Below are 19,597 nucleotides of genomic sequence, written 5' to 3' on the forward strand. Positions count from 1 at the left end.
CCCCGCAACCCATGTAGGATGCCGGGCGACAGGAGACACCCATGGCCGTGTATCGCAAGGGCGCCCGCCGCGTCTCGACGCTGGTGGAGCGCGACATCCGCAAGATGGGCGAGCGTCGCGGCTTCTCGGAGACGCGGCTCCTGACCCATTGGGCCGAGATCGCGGGGCCCGAGATCGCTGCCGTCAGCCGCCCCGTCAAGGTCGGGTTCCCGCGGCAGGGCTTCGGCGCGGTGCTCACGCTGCTGACCACCGGCGCGCAGGCCCCGATGCTCGACATGCGGCTTCCGGCGCTGCGCGAGAAGGTGAACGCCTGCTACGGCTACGCCGCCATCAGCCGCATCGTCCTGACACAGACCGCGCCCACGGGCTTTGCCGAGGGGCAGGCCGCCTTCGCCCCCGCCCCCGCCGTGCGGCCCGCGCCGTCCCCCGAAACGGTCGAGAAGGCGCGCGCCACGGCCGAAGGCGTATCCGATGACGGCCTGCGGACATCGCTTGAACGCCTCGCGGCCAATATCATATCGAGACCAAGCGCCTGATCGCGCACAACGTTCCGGAGACCCCAGATGATGCAACGACGCACCGCCCTGTCCCTTCTTGCCGTCGGCGCCGCCGCGGGGGGCGCCTCGCTCTTCCTGACCCGGCCCGAGGGTCCGGCGGCCTTCGATCTGAGCGCGCGTGCCCAAGGTTCGGTCGAGATCGAGGACATCACGCTGGGCGATGCGAACGCGCCGGTGAAGGTGGTCGAGTACGCCAGCTATACCTGCCCGCACTGTGCCGCCTTCCACGAGGACACGTTCAAGGCCTTCAAGCGCGACTACATCGATACCGGCCGGGCGCATTTCACCTATCGCGAGGTGTTCTTCGACCGCTACGGTCTCTGGGCGGCGATGGTCGCGCGCTGCGCGGGCGCGGACCGCTATTTCGGCGTCTCCGACATCCTCTATCGGACGCAGAACGAATGGGCGCGCGCCGGCGATCCCGCCGCCGTGGCCGCTGCGCTCAAGCGCGTGGGCGCGCAGGCGGGGCTGGATGCGGCGGCCGTGGATGCCTGCCTGCAGGATGCCGAGATGGCCGAGAGCCTGGTCGCCTGGTACCAGGCCAATGCCGAGCGCGACGGCGTCCGCTCGACCCCGTCCTTCCTGATCGATGGCGAGATGCATTCGGGCAACCTGAGCCTTGCGCAACTGGGCCAGCTGATCGACGACGCGAGCTGACGGCGCGCGGAACGGCTAGAGGCCCAGCGCCGCGAGCCCGGCGTCGAGGTCGCTCCAGTCGTCCAGCCGGAGGCGCACCGGGATCGTCATGACCCGGCCCCGCAAGTTCGGCGGCAGGCGGACGGCATCCTTCTCGGTGGTGACGGGCTGCGCCGAAAGCCGCGCGGCCCGGTCCCCCAATCGCCGTAGCAGCGCCGGGGTCAGCGGCTGGTGGTCGCCCAGCGCCTCGGTCCCGCGAATCTCGGCGCCCAGCTCTCGCAGCGTGTCGAAGAACTTCTCGGGCCGCCCGATGCCCGCGAAGGCGAAGACCGGCAGCCCGGTCCAGTCCATGCCCGTGCCGAGCGGCTCGAGCCGTCCACGCAGGCGCGGCGGCGGCTCGGGCAGGACCAGTGCTGCCTGCTGGTCCGGCGATCCGATCGAAAGCGTCAGGTCCGCCCGCGCGAGGCCCGCCGCCACCGGCTCCCGCAGGGGGCCGGCGGGCAGGACGCGGCCATTGCCGAAGCCCGCACCCGCATCGACCACGACGATGGACAGGTCCTTGGCCACCGACGGGTTCTGGAACCCGTCGTCCAGAAGCACGACCGCGGCCCCGCCCGCGACGGCGGCGCGCGCGCCCTCCGCCCGGTCGCGGGCGACCCAGACCGGCGCGAAGGCCGCCATCAGGAGCGGTTCGTCCCCGACGTCACCCGCCTCGTGGCGCATGGGATCGACGCGCACCGGCCCCGTCAGCGACCCGCCATAGCCGCGCGATACGATCCCGACCGCGACGCCCCGCGCCACCAGCCGCTCGGCCAGGGCGATGACGGTCGGCGTCTTGCCCGCCCCGCCCGCCGTCAGGTTGCCGACGCAGATCACCGGCACGCCGACCGAGGCCCCGGCCCGCGCAACCCGCCGTGCCGTCGCGGCGGCATAGAGCGCGCCCAGCGGCGCCAGAAGCGTCGCGGCCACGCCCGGCGGACGCGACCAGAAGCCGGGCGCGCGCATCAGGCGGCGCCGTCGAGAATGGCGAAGAGCAGGTCCATCGCCCGCTCGGTCACGTCGGCACCGGCTGAACAGACCTCCCACGCGGCATGGGCCAGACGCGCCGCCTCGTCGGGCTCCAGCGTGCGCGCGATGGCAGGACCGAGCGCATCGCTGTCGTCCACGGCGCGGGTCGCGGACGCCTCGGTCAGGCGGCCGTAGATATCCGCGAAGTTGTGGATATGGGGGCCGTGGACGATCGCGCTGCCGAGGGCGGCGGGCTCGAACGGATTGTGCCCGCCGATCTCGACCATGGAGCCGCCGACGAAGGAGACGGGGCAGAGGCGATACCAGAGACCCATCTCCCCCATCGTGTCGGCGACGTAGACCTCGGTGTCGGGGGTGATGTCCTCGTCCTTCGAGCGCTGCGCGACCTTCCAGCCGCCGTCGCGGAAGATCGTCGCGACCGCGTCGCCCCGCTCGGGATGGCGGGGCGCGACGACCAGCATCAGCTTGTGCCACGAGCGGCGCGCGACCGAATGCGCCAGCGCCGCCATCTCGTCCTCGCCGGGATGGGTGGACGCGGCCAGCCAGACCGGGCGTCCGGCCAGAAGCCCGGCCAGCCGCACCCGCTCGTCCTCGTCATGGGGCAGCGCGGCGGACCCCTCCTTCAGGGTGCCGGTCACCTCCAGCCGTTCGGTCGGCAGGCCCAGATCGGTCAGTCGCCGCGCGGTCTCGGCCTCCTGCGCCTGAACGTGATCGATGCGGTGCATCAGCGCCCGCGCCGCCCCCTTGAGATAGCGCCAGCGTCCATGCGCCGCCGCCGTCATCCGGGCGTTGATCAGCGTGATCGGGATGCGGCGAAGATGCGCCTCGTAGATCAAAGCGGGCCAGATCTCGCCCTCGGCCAGGACCACCACGGTCGGGGCCCAGTGGTCGAGGAAACGCCGCACCCAGGGGCGGACGTCGAGCGGCACGAACTGGTGCACCGTGCGCGGCGGCAGGCGGTCGGCCAGCACGCCCGCGCTGGTCACGGTACCGGTCGTCACGAGGAACGACAGGTCCGGCTGCTCCTCCCCCATGCGGCGGATCATCTCGAGGACGGACACGCTCTCGCCGACGCTGGCGGCGTGGATCCACATCAGCTGGCCGTCGGGCCGGGCCTTCGACGGAATGCCGCGCCGCTCCTCCAGCCGCTCGGCGCTTTCCTTGCCCGCGGCGAGGCGGCGCTTGAGCATCCGCTCGCCGAAGCTCGTCGCGCGGTTCGACCAAGCCAGATACGCCGACAGCGCGACGGAGCGCGGCAGCATGGTCTCAGCCCAGCTCCTCGGTGGGCGAGGCGGCCGTCTCCTCGTCCCGCAGGCGGTGGATATGGGCGATGAAATACCGCGCATGGGCATTGTCGACGGTCCGGTGAGCGGCGCCCTTCCAGGCGTCGTAGGCGGACGCGTAATCGGGATACATGCCGACGATGTCGATCTTCTCGACATCGGCGAACTGGGTCGAGCCGGGATTGATCAGCTCGCCTCCGAAGACGAGGTGCAGGCGCTGGACCATGACGGGCCTCCTGTTGGACGTGATGCGACGTCCCTAGCGCAGGCGCGGGCGGGGGTGAACCGGCATCACGCCAGTCCCGCGATCATCGCGGCCTGCACCGAGGGCGTCCCGGCGACGACGCCGTCGACCTGCGGGTGTGCATTGTTGAAGCGCAGCGCGGCGCCGCGCCGGTCGTGGACGGCGCCGCCCGCCTCGGCCACGATCAAGGCGCCCGAAGCGATGTCCCACTCCCAGCTGGGCCGCAGGGTCAGCATCGCGTCGAACTGGCCCTCGGCCACCAAGGCAAGACGGTAGGCGAGCGAGGGCACGAACCCCGCCTTGACCGGCGGGCGCCCTCCGCGCCAGCGGTCGGGGTGGAAATTGGCCTTGGCCCCGAGCACCCGCGCGCCGTCCCAGCCGTCCCGCCCCGAGGGCGCGATGGTGCGCCCGTCGCGGGTCGCGCCGTGACCGCGTGCCGCGACATACATCCGGTCCTTCATGGGCAGGTGGATCGCGGCGGCCTTCGGCACCCCGTCCTCAACCACGGCGAGCGCATGGCTGAAGCTCGTCTCGCCCGCGATGAAGGCGCGTGTGCCGTCGATCGGGTCGACCACGAACACGCGCCGCCGCTCCAGCCGCTCGGGCCCGTCGGGGCTTTCCTCGGACAGCCAGCCATAATCGGGCCGCGCCGCTGTCAGCATGTCACGCAGCATCGCGTCGATCTCGAGATCGGCCTCGGTCACCGGGCCTTGGCCGTCGCCCTTGTCCCAGCATTCAGGTCCGGTTCCGAAATGACGGCGCGCGATTTCTCCTGCGGCAAGAGCGGCCTCTTCCAGAAGCGCGGCATCGTCGGGGGCGGCGGCGGGGTCAGTCGCCGGCAATCGTCAGCCCCTCGACCAACAGCGAGGGCACCTGCCGTCCGACCCAGCCGCGCGCATCGTTCGCCGGGACGATGCGGCGCAGCATGTCGCGCAGGTTGCCCGCGACGGTGCATTCGTTGACCGGGCGGACGATCTCGCCGTTCTCGACCCAGAAACCCGAGGCCCCGCGCGAATAATCGCCCGTGGTCGGGTTGATCGACGAGCCGATCATCGAGGTGATCAGAAGGCCCGTGCCCATCTCGGCCAGGAGGTCGTCGCGCGTGCGGTCGCCCGGCGTCAGCACCACGTTGCCCGAAGACGGCGATGGCGGCGCAGACGTGCTGCGCGAGGCGTTGCCGGTCGAGCCCATCCCGAGCTTGCGACCCGTGGCGAGGTCCAGGACCCAGCCCTGCAGCACGCCGTCCCGCACCAGGTCGCGCCGCCCGACGGGCAGGCCCTCGCCGTCGAAGGGGCGCGAGCCCGAGACGCGAGGCATCAACGGGTCCTCGGTCAGCGACAGCCCGTCTGGCAGCACCGCCTCGCCCAGTGCGTCGCGCAGGAAGCTGGCGCCGCGCGCGATGCTGGAGCCGTTGATCGCACCCAGAAGGTGGCCGATCAGGGCGCCCGCGACCCGTTCGTCGTAGATGACCGGGACCGCGCCGGTCGGCGGCTTGATGGCACCCTTCCGGGCCACGGTGCGTTCGGCGGCGATGCGGCCCACGGTCTCGGGATCGTCGAGATCGGCGCGGTGGATCCGGCTGTCGCCATAATAATCGCGCTCCATCCCGGTGCCTTCGCCGGTGATCGCGACGCAGGAGAGCGAGGTCGCGGTCCGGCGATACCCGCCCTCGAACCCGTTGGTCGCGGCGAGGTGAATGCGGCGATCGCCGAAGCCCGCGCCCGCCGCCGAGACCTGCGAGATGCCGTCGACGGCCAGGGCGGCGGCCTCGGCGCGCGCGGCCATGTCCTGCAACTCGGCGGGCGACAGGGGCGCGGCCGTATCGACGAGGTCCAGCGCGGCGACGTCCCAATCCCGCGCCAGTTGATCGGGATCGGCCAGCCCGCAATTGGGGTCTTCGGGCGCCTCGCGGGCCATGGCGACGGCACGTTCGGCCATGCGGGCCATCGTATCGGGGCGCGTGTCGCTGGCCGAGACGCAGGCTTGCCGTCGCCCGAGCAGGACGCGCAGCCCGATCTCGACGCCCTCGGAGCGCTCGGCATGTTCGAGTTTGCCCTTGAGCACGTCGATGGACACGGACGTCCCGTCGACGGCCAGCGCGTCCGCGGCCTCGGCCCCGGCGGTGCGGGCCGCGTGCAGAAGATCGCGGGTCAGGTCGGAGAGGTCGGTCATCGGGTCACTCGCATCGGGGCGTCTGTCCCTGCGAGGTAGTCCGGCGGACGGCCCCCCACAAGGCGGGGGGCCGGATGTCGCGGCTCAGCGAAGCGGCATGCCGTTGGCTGAAATGCCGCCGCCGGGCGTGAACTCGATCTTGGACTCGAGCTGGTCGTCGCCCACAGGCCGCGCCACTGCACCGGCCATCCCCCGGATGAAGCCCGCGTTCTGGGCGGGCACGAAGCCGAGAGCCACCAGCGCGTCGAGCAGGGCGTTGCCGCCATCGAGGGCGAGGTTCACGGTGCCGACCGGCTGGCTGGGGTCGGGCGTCGGGAAGGTCACGGCCCCGTCGGCGCGCAGCTCGGCGCCCGCGACCGTCAGCCGGATCTCGTCGATGGTGGCCGACTTCAGCTCGCCCGGAGGGCCGCCGAGCGCGGCCATCGCCTCGGGGTCGCCGAAAATGTCGGCCGTCATCACCGCGCTGCCGTCGACATCGACGATCAGAGTCGCGGGATCGCGCGGCAATTGTCCCGTCGGATCGAAGAGCGACCAGAGCGCATCGTCCACCACGAGGTTCATCATCGCGATATCGAGGCCGAAGGGCCGCTCCTCGGGGCCCGCACCGATGGGCATCGCGAAGCCGGAGCGGAGTTCGTCCATTGAGATCGCGATCGGCAGCGGGAATTGCGGCACCTGCGCGGTTACCTGCCCCCCGGTCGATGTGACGGTATAGCCCAGCTTCTCGGCGGTCAGGTCGATATCGATGCTGCCCGCTTCGGACGTCCCGTCGATCTGGAGCGGGCCCGAGCCGCCGGTGCCCGCGACCGACAGCGTGCTGCCCGTATGCGCAAGCGCGCCGCCATAGGTCAGGCCGAGATCCGAGAGCGAGGCACCCGGCTCGACCGTGCCCTCGCCGTAATCGCCCGCGAAAGACGAGGTGATGCCGGTCATCTCGTAGGTCACGTCCATCGAGTCCTCGCCCTCGACACCTATGATCACGGCCATGCCGGAAGCCGTCAGGTCCTGAACGAACGATGTCGCCGAACCGCCCTGGCCCGAGGTGTAGGTCGAAGCGATATCGCGCATGGTCATCGAGACGGCCGTCTCCTCCTGGTTCTCGGTCTCGGGGACGTCGAAGACATAGGTGAAGGCATCGGCCGTCATGTCGTAGGTCCGGCCTGCGCCCGCCTCGCGGATGACGAGGTCGGTACCGGCCAAGGTCATCTCTCCGCTCTGGGTGATGGTCTCGTCGTCGACGGTCGTCGTCGTCTCGAAGGGGATGCGCTCGGGGATCTCGACCGTCAGGCTGCCGTCGGATTGCTCGATCAGTCGGATCGGGCCGACGCCGCTGCTGGTCATTTCGGCGCCCGCGAGGTCGCTGCCGAGCTGGACGCCCTCGAGCGTCAGCACGCCGCCCTCGTAGCTCTCGCTGGTGGCGGTCAACTGGCCGCCGAAGCGCTCGTAGAGCGCCTGCCAATCGGCCCAGACCGCTTCGGCGCTCAGATCCGCCCAGGCGGCAGGGGCCGTGGTCAGGAGGAGTGCGGCGGCGCCGGCGGCGGCATGTCTCGACATGGGGAAACCTTCCTGTTGGAATACGAGCCAGAGCATTTCCGACCCCGGAGCCGGGGTCAACCGGAGGTCGAAATGAGCCAAGCCCTGACAGATCGCACCGTCCTGATCACCGGCGCATCGCGCGGGATCGGCGCGGCCGCCGCCCGCGCCTTCGCCGAAGCCGGGGCGAATGTCGTGCTCTGCGCCCGGAGCACCGATTCCATCGCCGATCTCGCCGGGGAGATCGGCGAATGCGCGCTGGCTGTGCCCTGCGACGTGGCCCGCTGGCACGAGGTGGCCACCGCGGTCGATGCCGCCCGCTCGACCTTCGGGTCGCTGGACATCGTGATCGCCAACGCGGGCATGATCGAGCCGATCGGACCCTTGGCCGAGAGCGATCCAGAGGCCTGGGGCGCCGCGATCGACGTGAACCTCAAGGGCGTCTACCATGTGCTGCGCGCGGCGCTGCCGGTGATGCCAGTGGGCGGGACGGCGATCACCATCTCGTCGGGGGCGGCGCATCGTGCGCTGGCGGGATGGTCGCAATATTGCACCTCGAAGGCCGGGGCGAAGATGCTGACCGAGGCGGCCCATGCCGAACATGGCGACACGCTGCGAGTCATGGGGCTGTCGCCTGGCACGGTCGCGACGCAGATGCAGCGCGAGATCAAGGCGTCGGGCATCGGTCCCGTGGCGCAGCTCGACTGGTCGGACCATATCCCGCCCGAATGGGTGGCCCGCGCGCTGATCTGGATGTGCGGCCCGGATGCGGATGTCCACCGAGGCACCGAACTCAGCCTGCGCGACGAGGATCTGCGCGCCCGGATCGGTCTCGCGTGATCCGGCGCGACGCGGCGGACGGGATCGTCACGCTGACGCTCGACCGCCCCGACAAGGCCAACTCGCTGACGCCCGAGATGCTCGAGGCGCTGATCGACGGAGTCGCGGGGGCGGCGGAGGCACGGCTGCTCATTCTGAAGGGCGCCGGTGACCGGGCCTTCAGCGCCGGGGCCGACCTCGAAGCGGCGAAGGCCGGGCTCGCGACCTCGCCGCTCTGGGAGCGGCTGTCGGGCGCCATCGCGGCGCATCCCGGCCTCTCGGTGGCGGCGTTGAACGGCACGCTGGCGGGTGGAGCCTTCGGAATGGCGCTGGCCTGCGACATCCGGGTCGCGGTGCCGCATGCGTGGTTCTTTTATCCAGTGGCGAAGCTGGGTTTTCTGCCGCAGCCCTCGGACCCCGCGCGCCTTGCCGCGCTGATCGGTCCGGCGCGCGCCAAGCTCCTCTTGGCCGCCGGGGCGCGGCTGGATGCGTCCGAGGCGCTGAGCTTCGGCCTGATCGACCGGATCGTCCCCGACCCGGTCCGTGCCGCGCGCGACATGGCCGTGGGCGAGCCGGGCCATGTCGCGGCGATCAAGGCGATGATCCCGGGTGCCGTTACTCGCTGAGGCCGCGCGCGCGCAGCTCCTGCGGGATGTTGAAGAGACCGCCGCCGAGGCCCACGCCCGTCTGCATGTCCCCGAGGATCACCGTCGTTTGCGAGCCGCCATCGTCGGTGATGACCCATTGGCGCAGCGTCGTCGGGTTCGGCGTGAACACCAGTTGGATGTTGCCGTATTGCGGGTTGGCCGGGTCCTGCAGCGTGATCGCTGTCTGCGTGCCGTCGCCGCCATGGCGCACGACCATGCCCGAGCCGCCGAGATTGACGTTGTCGCGCAGGATCAGGTTCAGCGGCGTCTGCGACAGGGGATACTGCTCGGGCGGCGTGTTCGACACCGGATCGAAGACCGCGACCTGGCCGCCGCCCGCGATCACGAGGCCCTTGTTGGGCGCGTCGTAGTCGAAGCGCGCGCGCCCCGGTCTCCGGATCGACAGGTCGCCGGTCGAGATGGTGCCGTCTGAGTTCACCTGCGTGAACTCGGCCTTCGCCGTGCGGAAGCCGTTGAGGTAGTTGCTGATCTCGCCGACCGATATCTGCGCCTGTGCGGGCAAGGCGAAAACGAGGGCGGCGAGGACGAGGGCGGGGATACGCATGTCACGGCTCCGGTTGTTGTCGAACGCTATGTAGGTCCGACCTGCGCCCAAGTCCCGCGCTATGCGATGACGTCCTCGCGTCAGGCGTTGCGCCGCGCGGCGCTCACCGACGATCGACGTTGCGAAGGCGGGGCGTGTGGACATGGGTCCGGAGGAGAAACGCGGCCGCCGCCCCGGCGAGCGCCCCGAAGAGATGCGCCTCCCACGAGACGCCCTCGCGGCCCGGAAGGACGCCCCAGATCATCGCTCCGTAGAGCAGGCCGACCGTCAGCGCAGCGCCCAGCGTCACGGGCGAGCGATCGACGAAGCCGCGGGCCACGAGAAAGCCGAACCACCCGAAGACCAGCCCCGACGCGCCGATATGGATCGCCGTGCTGCCGAAGATCCACACGAGGAGACCGCCGGCACCGAGGATGATCGCGTTCACCGCGATGAGCGCGCGCGTCGCCGTCGCCGCCAGCAGCGCGCCCATCACCAGAAGCGGCGGCGTGTTCGACGTCAGATGCGCGAAGCTTGCATGGAGAAACGGCATCCCAACGATGCCGTCCAGCCCAGCGGCATGTCGCGGGATCAGCCCGAACGCCCGGTTCAGCCCGTAGCCCGTAAGCCAGTTGACGGTCTGCACCGCCCATAGGATTGCCACGAAGACGCCGAGGGCGATCAGGCGCAGGGCTAGGGTTCGCATCGCGGTCTCCGGGCGGTGGCGGTTCCCGGAGGATATGGGTGGCGAACCGGCGCTGGCCAGTTCGACCGCCGCGCCTCAGCCGTTCGGGTCGGGCAGGAGGATGTCGCGTTTGCCCACATGGTTGGCCGCCGTGACGACGCCGTTCTCCTCCATCTGCTCCACCAGGCGCGCGGCCTTGTTGTAGCCGATGCCGAGCTTGCGCTGGATGTAGCTGGTCGAGCATTTGCGGTCGTTGGCGACGATCTCGATGGCCTCGTCGTAGAGCGCGTCCTCGCCGCCCGTGTTACCACCCGTAAGGCCCAGCACCGCGTCGATATCGGATGCGTTGTCGGTATCGGGCCCGTCCAGAACCGAGGCCGCGTAATCGGGCGGTCCGAAGGACTTGAGGTGGTTGACGATCTCCTCGACCTCCTCGTCCGAGCAGAACGGCCCGTGGACGCGCGTGATCTTGGAGCCGCCGGCCATGTAGAGCATGTCGCCCATGCCCAGAAGCTGCTCGGCGCCCATCTCGCCGAGGATCGTGCGGCTGTCGATCTTCGAGGTGACGTGGAAGCTGATCCGGGTCGGGAAGTTGGCCTTGATCGTGCCGGTGATGACGTCGACAGAGGGGCGCTGCGTGGCCATCACGAGGTGGATTCCGCTTGCGCGGGCCATCTGGGCCAGGCGCTGGATGCAGGCCTCGATTTCCTTGCCCGCGACCATCATCAGGTCGGCCATCTCGTCGACGATGACGACGATGTAGGGCATTTTTTCGGGCACCGTTTCCTCGGTCTCGAAGATCGGATCGCCAGTCTCGTCGTCGAAGCCCGTCTGGACGGTGCGCGAGAACATCTCGCCCCGGTCGAGCGCGTCCTTCACGCGGCCGTTGTAGCCGTCGATGTTGCGGACGCCCATCTTCGACATCTTGCGATAGCGCTCCTCCATCTCGCCCACCGTCCACTTCAGGGCCACGACGGCCTTCTTCGGGTCGGTGACGACGGGGGACAGGAGGTGCGGGATGCCGTCATAGACGCTGAGCTCCAGCATCTTCGGGTCGATCATGATCATCCGGCATTCTTCCGGCGTCAGCTTGTAGAGCAGCGACAGGATCATCGTGTTGATCGCCACGGACTTGCCCGACCCCGTGGTGCCCGCGATCAGGAGGTGGGGCATCTTGGCGAGGTTCGCGACGATCGGTGCGCCGCCGATATCCTTGCCCAGCGCCAGCGGCAGGGCCTGGTTGCCATCGCCGAAGTCGCGGGCCGACAGAATCTCGCGCAGGACGACCTTTTCGCGCCGCTCGTTCGGCAGTTCGATACCGATCACGCTGCGGCCGGGCACGGTCGAGACGCGCGCCGACAGCGCTGACATCGAGCGCGCGATGTCGTCGGCCAGCCCGATCACGCGGCTCGCCTTGAGACCGGGCGCAGGCTCCAGCTCGTACATCGTGACGACGGGTCCGGGGCGGACGCTAACGATCTCGCCCTTGACGCCGTAATCGTCGAGCACGGCCTCGAGCATGCGCGCATTCTCTTCCAGCGCTTCGTCCGAGAGGACGTGCCGCTCGACCGTCGACGGATCGGCCAGCAGACCCAGAGGCGGCATCTCGTAGGCGGCGGCCTTGTCCTCGAATTGCAGCGCGGGCTGGGCCTCGGCCTGCGCCTGGGTCGACGGCTTGGCGGGTTTCGCGGGCGGCTGCACGACCTTGCGGTTCAGCGTCTTGGCCACCGGGGCGGGGGCCTGTGGCGCGGGCGCGGCGGCGGTAAAGTAGTCCGGCTCGGCCGCCGCTGCCTCGGGGGCCGTGGTCCGGCTCGCGGTGAGGACGGGTTCGGCGCGCGGAGCGACGGCCGGGTGGGCCGCGACGGGGCTCTGCAAGGCTTGCGAAATGTTGGCGCGGCGCACGCGGGTGCGCACCGCGCTGGCGATCCGGGCACGGACCCGGTCGTCGTCGGGCCCGGCCTCGTCGTCGATCAGGTCGTCCTCGATCTCGTCGTCCGGGGCCGGTGCGGACCTCATGCGCGGCAGCCAGGACATGAGCGAGCGGCGTGGCGCGGGAGCGTATTCGTCCTCCCAGGCCTCCTCGATCGGCTCGTCCTCCACCGCGTCGGCGCGGGCGGCGCGGCGTGCGCGGATCGCCTGGGCCGAGCGCGCGGTGGCCCCGGCGGCGCCGACCGCCGCCCGACCCGTCAGAAGCCGCGCGAGATAGAGCGCATTGCCGAGACCGGCGAGAAACAGGAGGCCGCCCCGGCGCAGGTCGTCGCGGGTGAACCCGAGCACCCACGCCCCCGACGCGGCCACACCCGCCGCGATCAGGAACGACAGAACCTTCAGCCCCGCGCTGGCCGTGATCGGCAGCACCGAGAGAAGCGCGCCCAGCAGCGTGTCCCCGAAGAGGCCGCCCAGCCCGAAAGCGTGGCCCCAGGTCGGGCCCGGCACCAGCGTCGCGCAGAAAAGCGAGAGCACCAGCACCCAACCCGCCACGAAGAGCGCGCGCGGCAGGGCCCGCTCGGACCCCCAATGAAGCGCGAAGCGCATCCCCCAGATGACGAGCCCGGCCGCGAGGCCCAGCGCGCCCATCCCGAGGATCAGCATCAGCGGAGCTGCCAGCGAGGCGCCGAACACGCCCAGCCAGTTCCGCGGCGCGTCATCGGTCGAGGCCAGCCAGCTGGGATCGTCCGGGTGATAGGTGAGGAGCATCACGGCGACCAGCAGCCCGGCCAGCACCATCAGGGCACCCAGCCCCTCGCGGCCGCGCCGCGCCAGGCTGATCTGCATGTTGCTGTCCAGCAGGGGATCGCGCTGTCTGACTTGATACGCCATGTTTTCAGCTCCTTTTGTCGTAGAGGCATGCGGCCAGGCGGGTCAGCCCGGTCACGGTCTCGTCCAGCGGCGCCACCAGCGCCGCACGGATATAGGGGTCGCCGGGATTGGTGCCGCCGGTCTCGCGCGCGAGATACGCGCCCGGCAGGACCTTCACGCCGGTCTCGGTCCACAGCTTGAGCGTCGCGGCCACGCCGTCGCCGATCGTCTTGGGCACCGGCAGCCACAGGAAGAACCCGGCTTCGGGGATCACGGCGGCATTGCCGAGGATATCCCGCGCGGCATCGAACTTGGCCGCGTAGAAGCGGCGGTTCGCCTCGACATGCGCCTCGTCGCCCCAAGCCCGCGCGGCGGCCATCTGGAGCGGCACGGGCAGGGGCGCGCCGGCATAGTTCCGAAGCTGCTTCATCCGGGCGATGTTCTCGGCCCCCGAGACGGCGAAGCCCGAGCGCATCCCCGCGAGGTTCGACCGCTTGGACAGCGAGTGGAACGCGACGACGCGGTTCGGGTCCGTGCCGGTCGCGCGCACGGCCTCGAGAATGCCGGTTGGCGGCGCGCCGGTGTAGATCTCGGAATAGCATTCGTCCGCGAAGACGAGGAAATCGTGCCGCTCGGCCAGCGCCAGCAGGTCCGACCACCACGCCATCGACGCGGTTGCTCCCTGCGGGTTCGCGGGCGAGCAGATATAGGCGATGGCCGTCCGGTCCAGCGTCGCGGGTTCGAGTGCCGCGAAGTCCGGCAGGTGCCCCGTCGCGGCGGTGGCGTCGACATAGACCGGGTCCGCCTCGACCGCGAGCGCGGCGACGGCATAGACCTGATAGAACGGGTTCGGCGTCAGGATGACGGGCCGCGCGCCGTTCTTCGTCTCGGGGCAGAGCGCCATCGCGGCGTTGTAGAGCCCCTCGCGCGTGCCGTTCAGCGCGAGGATGTCGGTCTCTGGATCGGCGGCGCAGCCGTAGCGGCGGTCGAGCCAGCCGGAAATCGCCGACAGAAGCTCGGGTGCGCCGTCATTCGGGGGGTAGGACATGAAGGCATCCGCATGGCGCGCGACCTCTTCCGCGACGAAGGCGGGGGGGGCGTGGCGCGGGTCGCCGATGGTCATCTGGATCGGCGAATCGCCCGGCTCCAGGTCGCCCAGAAGCCGCCGCAGGCGCGGAAACGCGTATTCGGGCAGTCCGGAGAACCGCTGCGGGTAAGTCATCGCCTGTATGCCTCGTGCCGGGTGCTCTGACGGCCCCGATCCGCGCCACGATAGCCCGGGGGCGCCCGGACGGTCCAACGAAAAGGGCAGGCGGCCCAAGGGGGTGTGGCTTTCAGGTCAGGGCGGCATCCATCGCGGCCCCGAGTCGCAGCAGCCGTTCCTCCTGCATCGGCGGGGCCAGGGCCATGACGCCGCACATCGGCACGCCCGTCGGCAGGGTCAGCCCGCAGAGCCCCAGCACGTTACCGACCCGCGTGTTCCGAAGCGCGAGGAGGTTTTCGGTGACGTAGTAGGTCTCGTCGTCCAGCAGCCGCTGACGGTCGGGTGGCAGGATCGCGGCCGTTGGCAGTATCACCGCATCGTAGCCTGCCGTCTCCGCGAGATAGGCGTCCTGTGCGGCCTGCCGGGCCCGGTGCGCGGCCAGCACGTCCGCCGCCTCGACGCCGCGCCCGGTCCGGAACCGCTCGAGGATGCGGTCGAACATCAGGTGCGGGTCGGCCTCGATCGTGTCGCGCCAGATGGCATAGGCCTCGGGCGAGAAGAGCATCGGGGTCAGGTCCATCGCCGCCTTGACCGGGGCAAGCTCGGCACGGGTGATGGTCGCGCCCGCCTCCTCGAACCGCTCGACCGCGTGGGCGAAGGCGGCGCGGGGCGCGTCTCGGCTGCTCTCGGCGTAATCGGCGAGGACGAGGAGCCGCGCGCCCCGCAGCGTCGCGCCTGCCAGATCCGCGGGCCGCCCGCCTTCGAGAAGCGCCAGCGCCAGCGCCGCGTCCTCGACCGTGCGGCAAAGCGGGCCGATCGTGTCCATCGTCTCGACCAGCGGGACGCAGCCCCGCACGGGCACGCGGCCCAGCGTCGTCTTCAGGCCGACGAGATCGTTCCACGCTGCCGGGTTGCGCACGGAGCCGCCGGTGTCGGACCCGATCCCGATCGGGGCCAGGCCGAAGGCGACCGACGCCGCCGCCCCGGAGGACGAGCCGCCGGGCACGAGCGCTGCGTCGTGGCGGTTCGGCGGGGTCGCGGTGATCGGGTTGAGCCCAAGGCCCGAAAAGGCCAGCTCGGACATATGCGTCTTGCCAAGGCAGATCGCGCCGCCCGCCGTCGCGTTGGCGAGAACGGTCGCGTCGTCCTGCGGCACACGTCCCTTCAGAAGCGCGGACCCCGCCTCGGTCGCGACGCCCGCGCTGTCAAACAGGTCCTTCCAACTGATCGGCACGCCGTCGAGCGGGCCGCGGCGCAGCCCGTGGCGCGCGCGTGTCGCTGCGGCCTCGGCCTCGGCGCGGGCGCGGTCGGCGGTGACGCGAGCATAGACCTCGTCGCGGATCGGGCTGGCGCCGATCGCAGAAAGGAACGTCTCGGTCAGGTCGCGCGGATCGATCTCGCCCGCCGCGACAGCCCGGCCCAGGTCGGCCCCGCTCCTCCAGTTCATGTCGTCCATGCCCGCCCCCAGTCGATCCGCGTCACGCTATGCGGCATGGTGGCGTTGGACAATGCCGTCGCCGAGGGCATATCGAGCGGCATGGACACCGATGTCATCATCACCGGCGGCGGGCTGACCGGGCCGCTCGCGGCACTGACGCTGGCGGATGCGGGGCTGCGGTCCATTGTGCTCGACGCGCGGCCCCGGGCGGATTTCGACGATACAGAATTCGACGGACGGTCCTACGCGATGGCGCTGGGGTCGGTCCGCCTGTTGATGGCGCTGGATCTCTGGGACGCGCTGGCCAGCGATGCCCAGCCGATCACGGGCATCCGCGCCAGCGACGGGCGCGCGGGCGAGGGTGCGGCACCACAGCACCTCGCCTTCGATGCCGCCGAGATCGGCGCGCCCTTCATGGGCCAGATGGTCGAGGACCGGCACCTGCGGCCCGCGCTGCTGGCAGCCTGCGACGCCTCCGACCGGATCGAGTTGCGGTTCGAAACGACGGTGACCGCACAGGCCCCTGACATGGCTGGAATCACGGTCGAGACGGAGACGGGTCCCCTGACGGCGCGCCTGCTTCTGGGTTGCGACGGGCGTGGCTCGGGCGTGGCCGAGCGGGCGGGCATCGGCCGCAGCACGAAGGGCTATGGCCAGACCGCGCTGGTCTGTGCCGTCGCCCACGAGAAGCCGCATCAGGGCATCGCGCACCAGTTCTTCATGCCGGCGGGACCGCTGGCGATCCTGCCGCTGACGGGCAATCGCTCGAGCCTGGTCTGGACGGAGGCGTCGGAGGTGGCGGCCGATCTGAACGCCCTGCCGGATGCCGAGTATCTGGAGGTTCTGCGCCCCCGCTTCGGCAGCTTCCTAGGCGGGATCGCACTCGAAGGGGCGCGGCACACCTATCCGCTGAACCTGACGCTGGCGCAGGATTTCGTGGCTCCGCGCGTGGCACTGGTCGGCGACGCGGCCCATGGGATCCATCCGATCGCGGGCCAGGGCCTGAACCTCGGGATCAAGGATATCGCGGCGCTGCATCACATCGTGTCGGATGCGAGGCAGCGCGGCGAGGATCCGGGCGCGCCCGACGTGCTCGCCCGCTACGCGCGGTGGCGGCGCTTCGATACGGCGGCGATGGGGGTCGCGACGGATGCGGTCAACGCGCTCTTCTCGAACGACAATCCGATCCTGCGGCTGGGCCGCGACCTGGGGATGGGTGTCATTTCGGGTCTTCCGGGCGTGCGGCGGCAGTTCATCCGCAACGCCGCCGGGATCGCGGGCGACCTGCCGCGCCTGATGCGGGACTGACCCCGCGCAGGGCGATCAGTCGAGCTTGCGCGCCTCGTCGGCCAGCATGATCGGGATGCCGCCCCGGATCGGATAGGCGAGCCCGGCGGATTTCGAGACCAGTTCCTGCGCCTCGGCATCGTAGGTCAGGGGACCGCGCGTCTGGGGGCAGACCAGCGCCTCGAGCATGCGGCGGTCGTGATCGGGATCGCTCATTGCATCTTCTCCTCGCCCCCGCCTGCCAGCGCGAATTCCATCAGGGTCACCACCGTCTCGCGGCGCGTGGCGAGCGAGGGGGCCTCCAGCAGCGCCTGCTTCTCCTCGGGGTCGAAGGGGCAGAGCATCGAGAGCGAATTGATAAGCAACTCCTCCTCGGCATCCTTGAGGCTGTCCCAGTCGGTCGACAGCTCCTGATCCTCGAAATACCGGCGCAGGAGGTCGAGAAAGGCGGGGCGGTCGAACTTCTCGTCGATCTCGGGGCGGCCGAGATCGCGTTGGAAATCCTCCCATTTGACGTCCGCCTTGAGATAGGGCGCGAAGCCCTCGATCTCCTTGGTGATGCGGTAGCGGCTGACCCCCGAGAGGGTGACCATGTAGCGACGGTCTTCGGTCTCGGAAATCTGCGTCAGGCGACCGGCGCAGCCGATCGTCTGAAGCGCGCGCCCGTCGCTGCCCTTCTGCGCGCGGGGCTGCACCATGCCGATCAGCCGATGCTCGGTCTTGAGCGTATCGTCGATCATCTGGAGGTAGCGCGGCTCGAAGATATGAAGCGGCAGGCGCGACCGGGGCAGCATCAGCGCGCCGGGCAACGGGAAGACGGGGATCGTCTCGGGCAGGTCCGACAAGCGATACATCAAGGTCAGGTAGCCCGGCCCGGGGGTCAGGCAAAGATCATCGACGACAATCTTCTGCGACCGGCCAAAACCACCGGATCCTTGGGCCCCGCGGCGTCGAAGATCGTGAAGAGCTGGGCGCGCGCCGCGCCGTCGTTCCATTCGCGATCGCGGCGGAACAGCTCGAGCAATTCGTTCACCGCGGCCTCGGTCTCGCCGCTGGCCTGCAGGGCCGCGGCAAGGTCGAAACGCGCCTGGTGATCGTCGGGATCGGCCTCGACGGCCGCGCGCAGCTCGGCCACGGGACCGGCGTCGGCGGCCTGCCGCGCCAGCGCGATCTGCGCGCGCCCGGCCTCGACCTCGGCGGCGGTGGCGATCGCGTCCGGCACGTTCGCGACCATCGCCTCGGCCTGATCGAGCTCGTTCATCGCGACATGGGCGCGGATGAGGCCGCCATAGGCCTGCGCATTCTCGGGCTCCTCGCCCAAGATGGCGGCGAAGGTCTGGGCCGCGTCCACGGCGGCGCCTTCTTCGAGCATCTCCTCGGCGGCGGCGATCGCGTCGCCCAAGCCGCCGTCATCGTCGTTCATCGCCGCCACGCGGGCGACGAAATCCTGCACCTCGCCCTGGCTGACCGCACCTTGGAAGCCGTCGACCGGCTGGCCCTTCCAGAAGGCATAGACCGTAGGGATGGACTGGATGCGAAGCTGGGCCGCAATCTGCTGGGCCTGATCGACATCGACCTTGGCCATCCGGACCTTGCCCTTGGCGGCGGTCACGGCGGCTTCGAGCTGGGGGCCGAGCGTCTTGCAGGGGCCGCACCACGGCGCCCAGAAATCCACGATGACGGGAATCGTCTGGCTGGCATCGACCACGTCGGTCATGAAGGTGGCTTCGGTGACGTCCGAGATCAGGGGAACGTCGGCGGCGGTGTCGGGCTGACCGAATTCGAGCATGTCGCGGCTCCGGATGCGAAAAGGGTTGGCGTCGATCTAGGCGCGGCCATGGGTTGGAGCAACCCGATCGGGTGCGATTCAGAGGTCGAACGTCGCCAGGACGGGCGCATGGTCCGACGGCTTGTCCCAGCCGCGGACATGGCGCAGGACGCGGCTGGAATGGGCGGCGGACGCGATGTCTGGCGTGGCCCATACGTGATCGAGACGGCGGCCCTTATCGGCGGCATCCCAGTCCTTCGCGCGGTAGGACCACCACGAATAGAGGTTCCCCTCGGGGATATCCTTGCGGGTGATGTCGACCCAGGCGCCCGCATCCTGCGTCTCGGCCAGCGCCTCGACCTCGACGGGCGTGTGCGAGACGACCTTCAGGAGTTGCTTGTGGGACCAGACGTCGTCCTCGCGGGGGGCGATGTTCAGGTCGCCCACGAGGATCGATTTCGCGGGCCTCTCCGCGTGGAACGCGTCGCGCATGGAAGCGAGGTAGTCGAGCTTCTGGCCGAATTTCACGTTCACCTCGCGGTCGGGAACGTCGCCGCCAGCGGGCACGTAGAAATTGTGGATCGTGACCCCGTTCTCCAGCCGCCCGGCGATGTGGCGGGCATGTTCGAGGTCGGCATGGTCCTCGGCGCCGGCCTCCTCCATCGGGAGCTTCGAGAAGATCGCGACGCCATTGTAGCCCTTCTGCCCGCGCGCGACGCGCCAGCGATAACCCAGCGCCTCGAACGCTTCGGTGGGGATCTTCTCGACGGGGGATTTACACTCCTGCAGGCAGAGCACGTCGGGCGCCTCCTCCTCCATCAGGCGGGCGACCAGACCTTCGCGCAGGCGGACCGAGTTGATGTTCCAGGTGGCGAGGGTGAAGGGCATGGGCCGCGCTCCGCTTTGGGGTGGGAGGGTTGTGGCAGCGGGCGGCGCAGAGGACCACCCCCGG

Annotated in this window: 20 protein-coding genes; 5 read left to right on the plus strand and 15 right to left on the minus strand. The window is 70.3% G+C overall.

From position 1 onward, the window contains the following. Positions 1–41 precede the first annotated feature (41 nt). A complete protein-coding gene (locus ACK8OR_RS13035; protein ID WP_410189812.1) occupies positions 42–536 on the plus strand; it encodes a DUF721 domain-containing protein in 495 nt (164 codons plus the stop codon). A 27-nt stretch (positions 537–563) separates the two neighbouring features. Beyond that, entirely contained in the window at positions 564–1,214 is a 651-nt protein-coding gene (locus ACK8OR_RS13040) for a DsbA family protein (protein WP_410189813.1), read from the plus strand. 15 nt (positions 1,215–1,229) lie between these two features. Here ACK8OR_RS13040 and lpxK read toward each other — a convergent pair whose 3' ends face one another. The 6 genes from lpxK to ACK8OR_RS13070 form a co-directional block, all read right to left on the minus strand. Then, entirely contained in the window at positions 1,230–2,198 is a 969-nt protein-coding gene (lpxK, locus tag ACK8OR_RS13045; protein ID WP_410189814.1) for a tetraacyldisaccharide 4'-kinase, read from the minus strand. Further along, complete coding sequence (locus tag ACK8OR_RS13050; RefSeq protein WP_410189815.1) at positions 2,198–3,484, minus strand: 3-deoxy-D-manno-octulosonic acid transferase; 1,287 nt, start codon at positions 3,482–3,484, stop codon at positions 2,198–2,200. The genes lpxK and ACK8OR_RS13050 overlap by 1 nt, the downstream gene beginning before the upstream one ends. Before the next feature lie 4 nt (positions 3,485–3,488). Beyond that, a complete protein-coding gene (locus ACK8OR_RS13055) occupies positions 3,489–3,731 on the minus strand; it encodes a DUF4170 domain-containing protein (RefSeq protein WP_298438245.1) in 243 nt (80 codons plus the stop codon). Positions 3,732–3,796: 65 nt separating this feature from the next. Further along, the gene (locus ACK8OR_RS13060; protein ID WP_410189816.1) at positions 3,797–4,591 is read right to left on the minus strand and encodes a 3'(2'),5'-bisphosphate nucleotidase CysQ; all 795 of its coding nucleotides are present in this window, start codon (positions 4,589–4,591) and stop codon (positions 3,797–3,799) included. Beyond that, entirely contained in the window at positions 4,578–5,921 is a 1,344-nt protein-coding gene (locus ACK8OR_RS13065) for a TldD/PmbA family protein (RefSeq protein WP_410189817.1), read from the minus strand. Before ACK8OR_RS13065 ends, ACK8OR_RS13060 begins: the two co-directional genes overlap by 14 nt. Before the next feature lie 84 nt (positions 5,922–6,005). Then, positions 6,006–7,475 (minus strand): DUF2125 domain-containing protein, encoded by a 1,470-nt coding sequence (locus ACK8OR_RS13070; RefSeq protein WP_410189818.1) that lies wholly within the window; start codon positions 7,473–7,475, stop codon positions 6,006–6,008. Positions 7,476–7,547: 72 nt separating this feature from the next. Here ACK8OR_RS13070 and ACK8OR_RS13075 point away from each other — a divergent pair, with 72 nt between their 5' ends. Next, entirely contained in the window at positions 7,548–8,294 is a 747-nt protein-coding gene (locus ACK8OR_RS13075; RefSeq protein WP_410189819.1) for an SDR family oxidoreductase, read from the plus strand. Then, positions 8,291–8,899 carry an enoyl-CoA hydratase/isomerase family protein gene (locus tag ACK8OR_RS13080; protein ID WP_410189820.1) on the plus strand — a complete coding sequence of 203 codons (609 nt, stop codon included), beginning with the start codon at positions 8,291–8,293 and terminating at the stop codon, positions 8,897–8,899. Before ACK8OR_RS13075 ends, ACK8OR_RS13080 begins: the two co-directional genes overlap by 4 nt. On the opposite strand, the gene ACK8OR_RS13085 is transcribed toward ACK8OR_RS13080, so the two are convergent. From ACK8OR_RS13085 to ACK8OR_RS13105, 5 genes are all read right to left on the minus strand, one after another. Continuing rightward, entirely contained in the window at positions 8,889–9,485 is a 597-nt protein-coding gene (locus ACK8OR_RS13085; protein WP_298438265.1) for a LolA family protein, read from the minus strand. The two genes, ACK8OR_RS13080 and ACK8OR_RS13085, sit on opposite strands and share 11 nt — an antisense overlap. Positions 9,486–9,588: 103 nt before the next feature. Beyond that, the gene (locus tag ACK8OR_RS13090; protein ID WP_410189821.1) at positions 9,589–10,170 is read right to left on the minus strand and encodes a rhomboid family intramembrane serine protease; all 582 of its coding nucleotides are present in this window, start codon (positions 10,168–10,170) and stop codon (positions 9,589–9,591) included. 75 nt (positions 10,171–10,245) lie between these two features. After that, the gene (locus tag ACK8OR_RS13095; RefSeq protein WP_410189822.1) at positions 10,246–12,969 is read right to left on the minus strand and encodes a DNA translocase FtsK; all 2,724 of its coding nucleotides are present in this window, start codon (positions 12,967–12,969) and stop codon (positions 10,246–10,248) included. Positions 12,970–12,973: 4 nt separating this feature from the next. Then, entirely contained in the window at positions 12,974–14,170 is a 1,197-nt protein-coding gene (locus ACK8OR_RS13100) for an aminotransferase class I/II-fold pyridoxal phosphate-dependent enzyme (protein WP_410189823.1), read from the minus strand. A gap of 112 nt (positions 14,171–14,282) precedes the next feature. Next, positions 14,283–15,608 (minus strand): amidase, encoded by a 1,326-nt coding sequence (locus ACK8OR_RS13105; RefSeq protein ID WP_410189824.1) that lies wholly within the window; start codon positions 15,606–15,608, stop codon positions 14,283–14,285. Between the two features lie 45 nt (positions 15,609–15,653). Between ACK8OR_RS13105 and ACK8OR_RS13110 the strand changes: the two genes are divergently transcribed. Next, positions 15,654–16,898 carry a UbiH/UbiF/VisC/COQ6 family ubiquinone biosynthesis hydroxylase gene (locus ACK8OR_RS13110; RefSeq protein ID WP_410189906.1) on the plus strand — a complete coding sequence of 415 codons (1,245 nt, stop codon included), beginning with the start codon at positions 15,654–15,656 and terminating at the stop codon, positions 16,896–16,898. 15 nt (positions 16,899–16,913) lie between these two features. Here the strand turns inward: ACK8OR_RS13110 and ACK8OR_RS13115 are convergent, their stop codons facing one another. The 4 genes from ACK8OR_RS13115 to ACK8OR_RS13130 form a co-directional block, all read right to left on the minus strand. Then, complete coding sequence (locus tag ACK8OR_RS13115) at positions 16,914–17,093, minus strand: Trm112 family protein (protein ID WP_410189825.1); 180 nt, start codon at positions 17,091–17,093, stop codon at positions 16,914–16,916. Continuing rightward, positions 17,090–17,731 (minus strand): LON peptidase substrate-binding domain-containing protein, encoded by a 642-nt coding sequence (locus tag ACK8OR_RS13120; protein WP_410189826.1) that lies wholly within the window; start codon positions 17,729–17,731, stop codon positions 17,090–17,092. The genes ACK8OR_RS13115 and ACK8OR_RS13120 overlap by 4 nt, the downstream gene beginning before the upstream one ends. A gap of 26 nt (positions 17,732–17,757) precedes the next feature. Beyond that, positions 17,758–18,666 carry a tetratricopeptide repeat protein gene (locus tag ACK8OR_RS13125; protein WP_410189827.1) on the minus strand — a complete coding sequence of 303 codons (909 nt, stop codon included), beginning with the start codon at positions 18,664–18,666 and terminating at the stop codon, positions 17,758–17,760. Between the two features lie 78 nt (positions 18,667–18,744). After that, positions 18,745–19,533, minus strand: coding sequence for an exodeoxyribonuclease III (locus ACK8OR_RS13130; protein WP_410189828.1), 789 nt, complete (start codon positions 19,531–19,533; stop codon positions 18,745–18,747). Between the last annotated feature and the right edge of the window lie 64 nt (positions 19,534–19,597).

Origin of the sequence: Jannaschia halovivens (genome assembly GCF_046452375.1) — a bacterium.
GTDB classification, from domain to species: domain Bacteria; phylum Pseudomonadota; class Alphaproteobacteria; order Rhodobacterales; family Rhodobacteraceae; genus Jannaschia; species Jannaschia halovivens.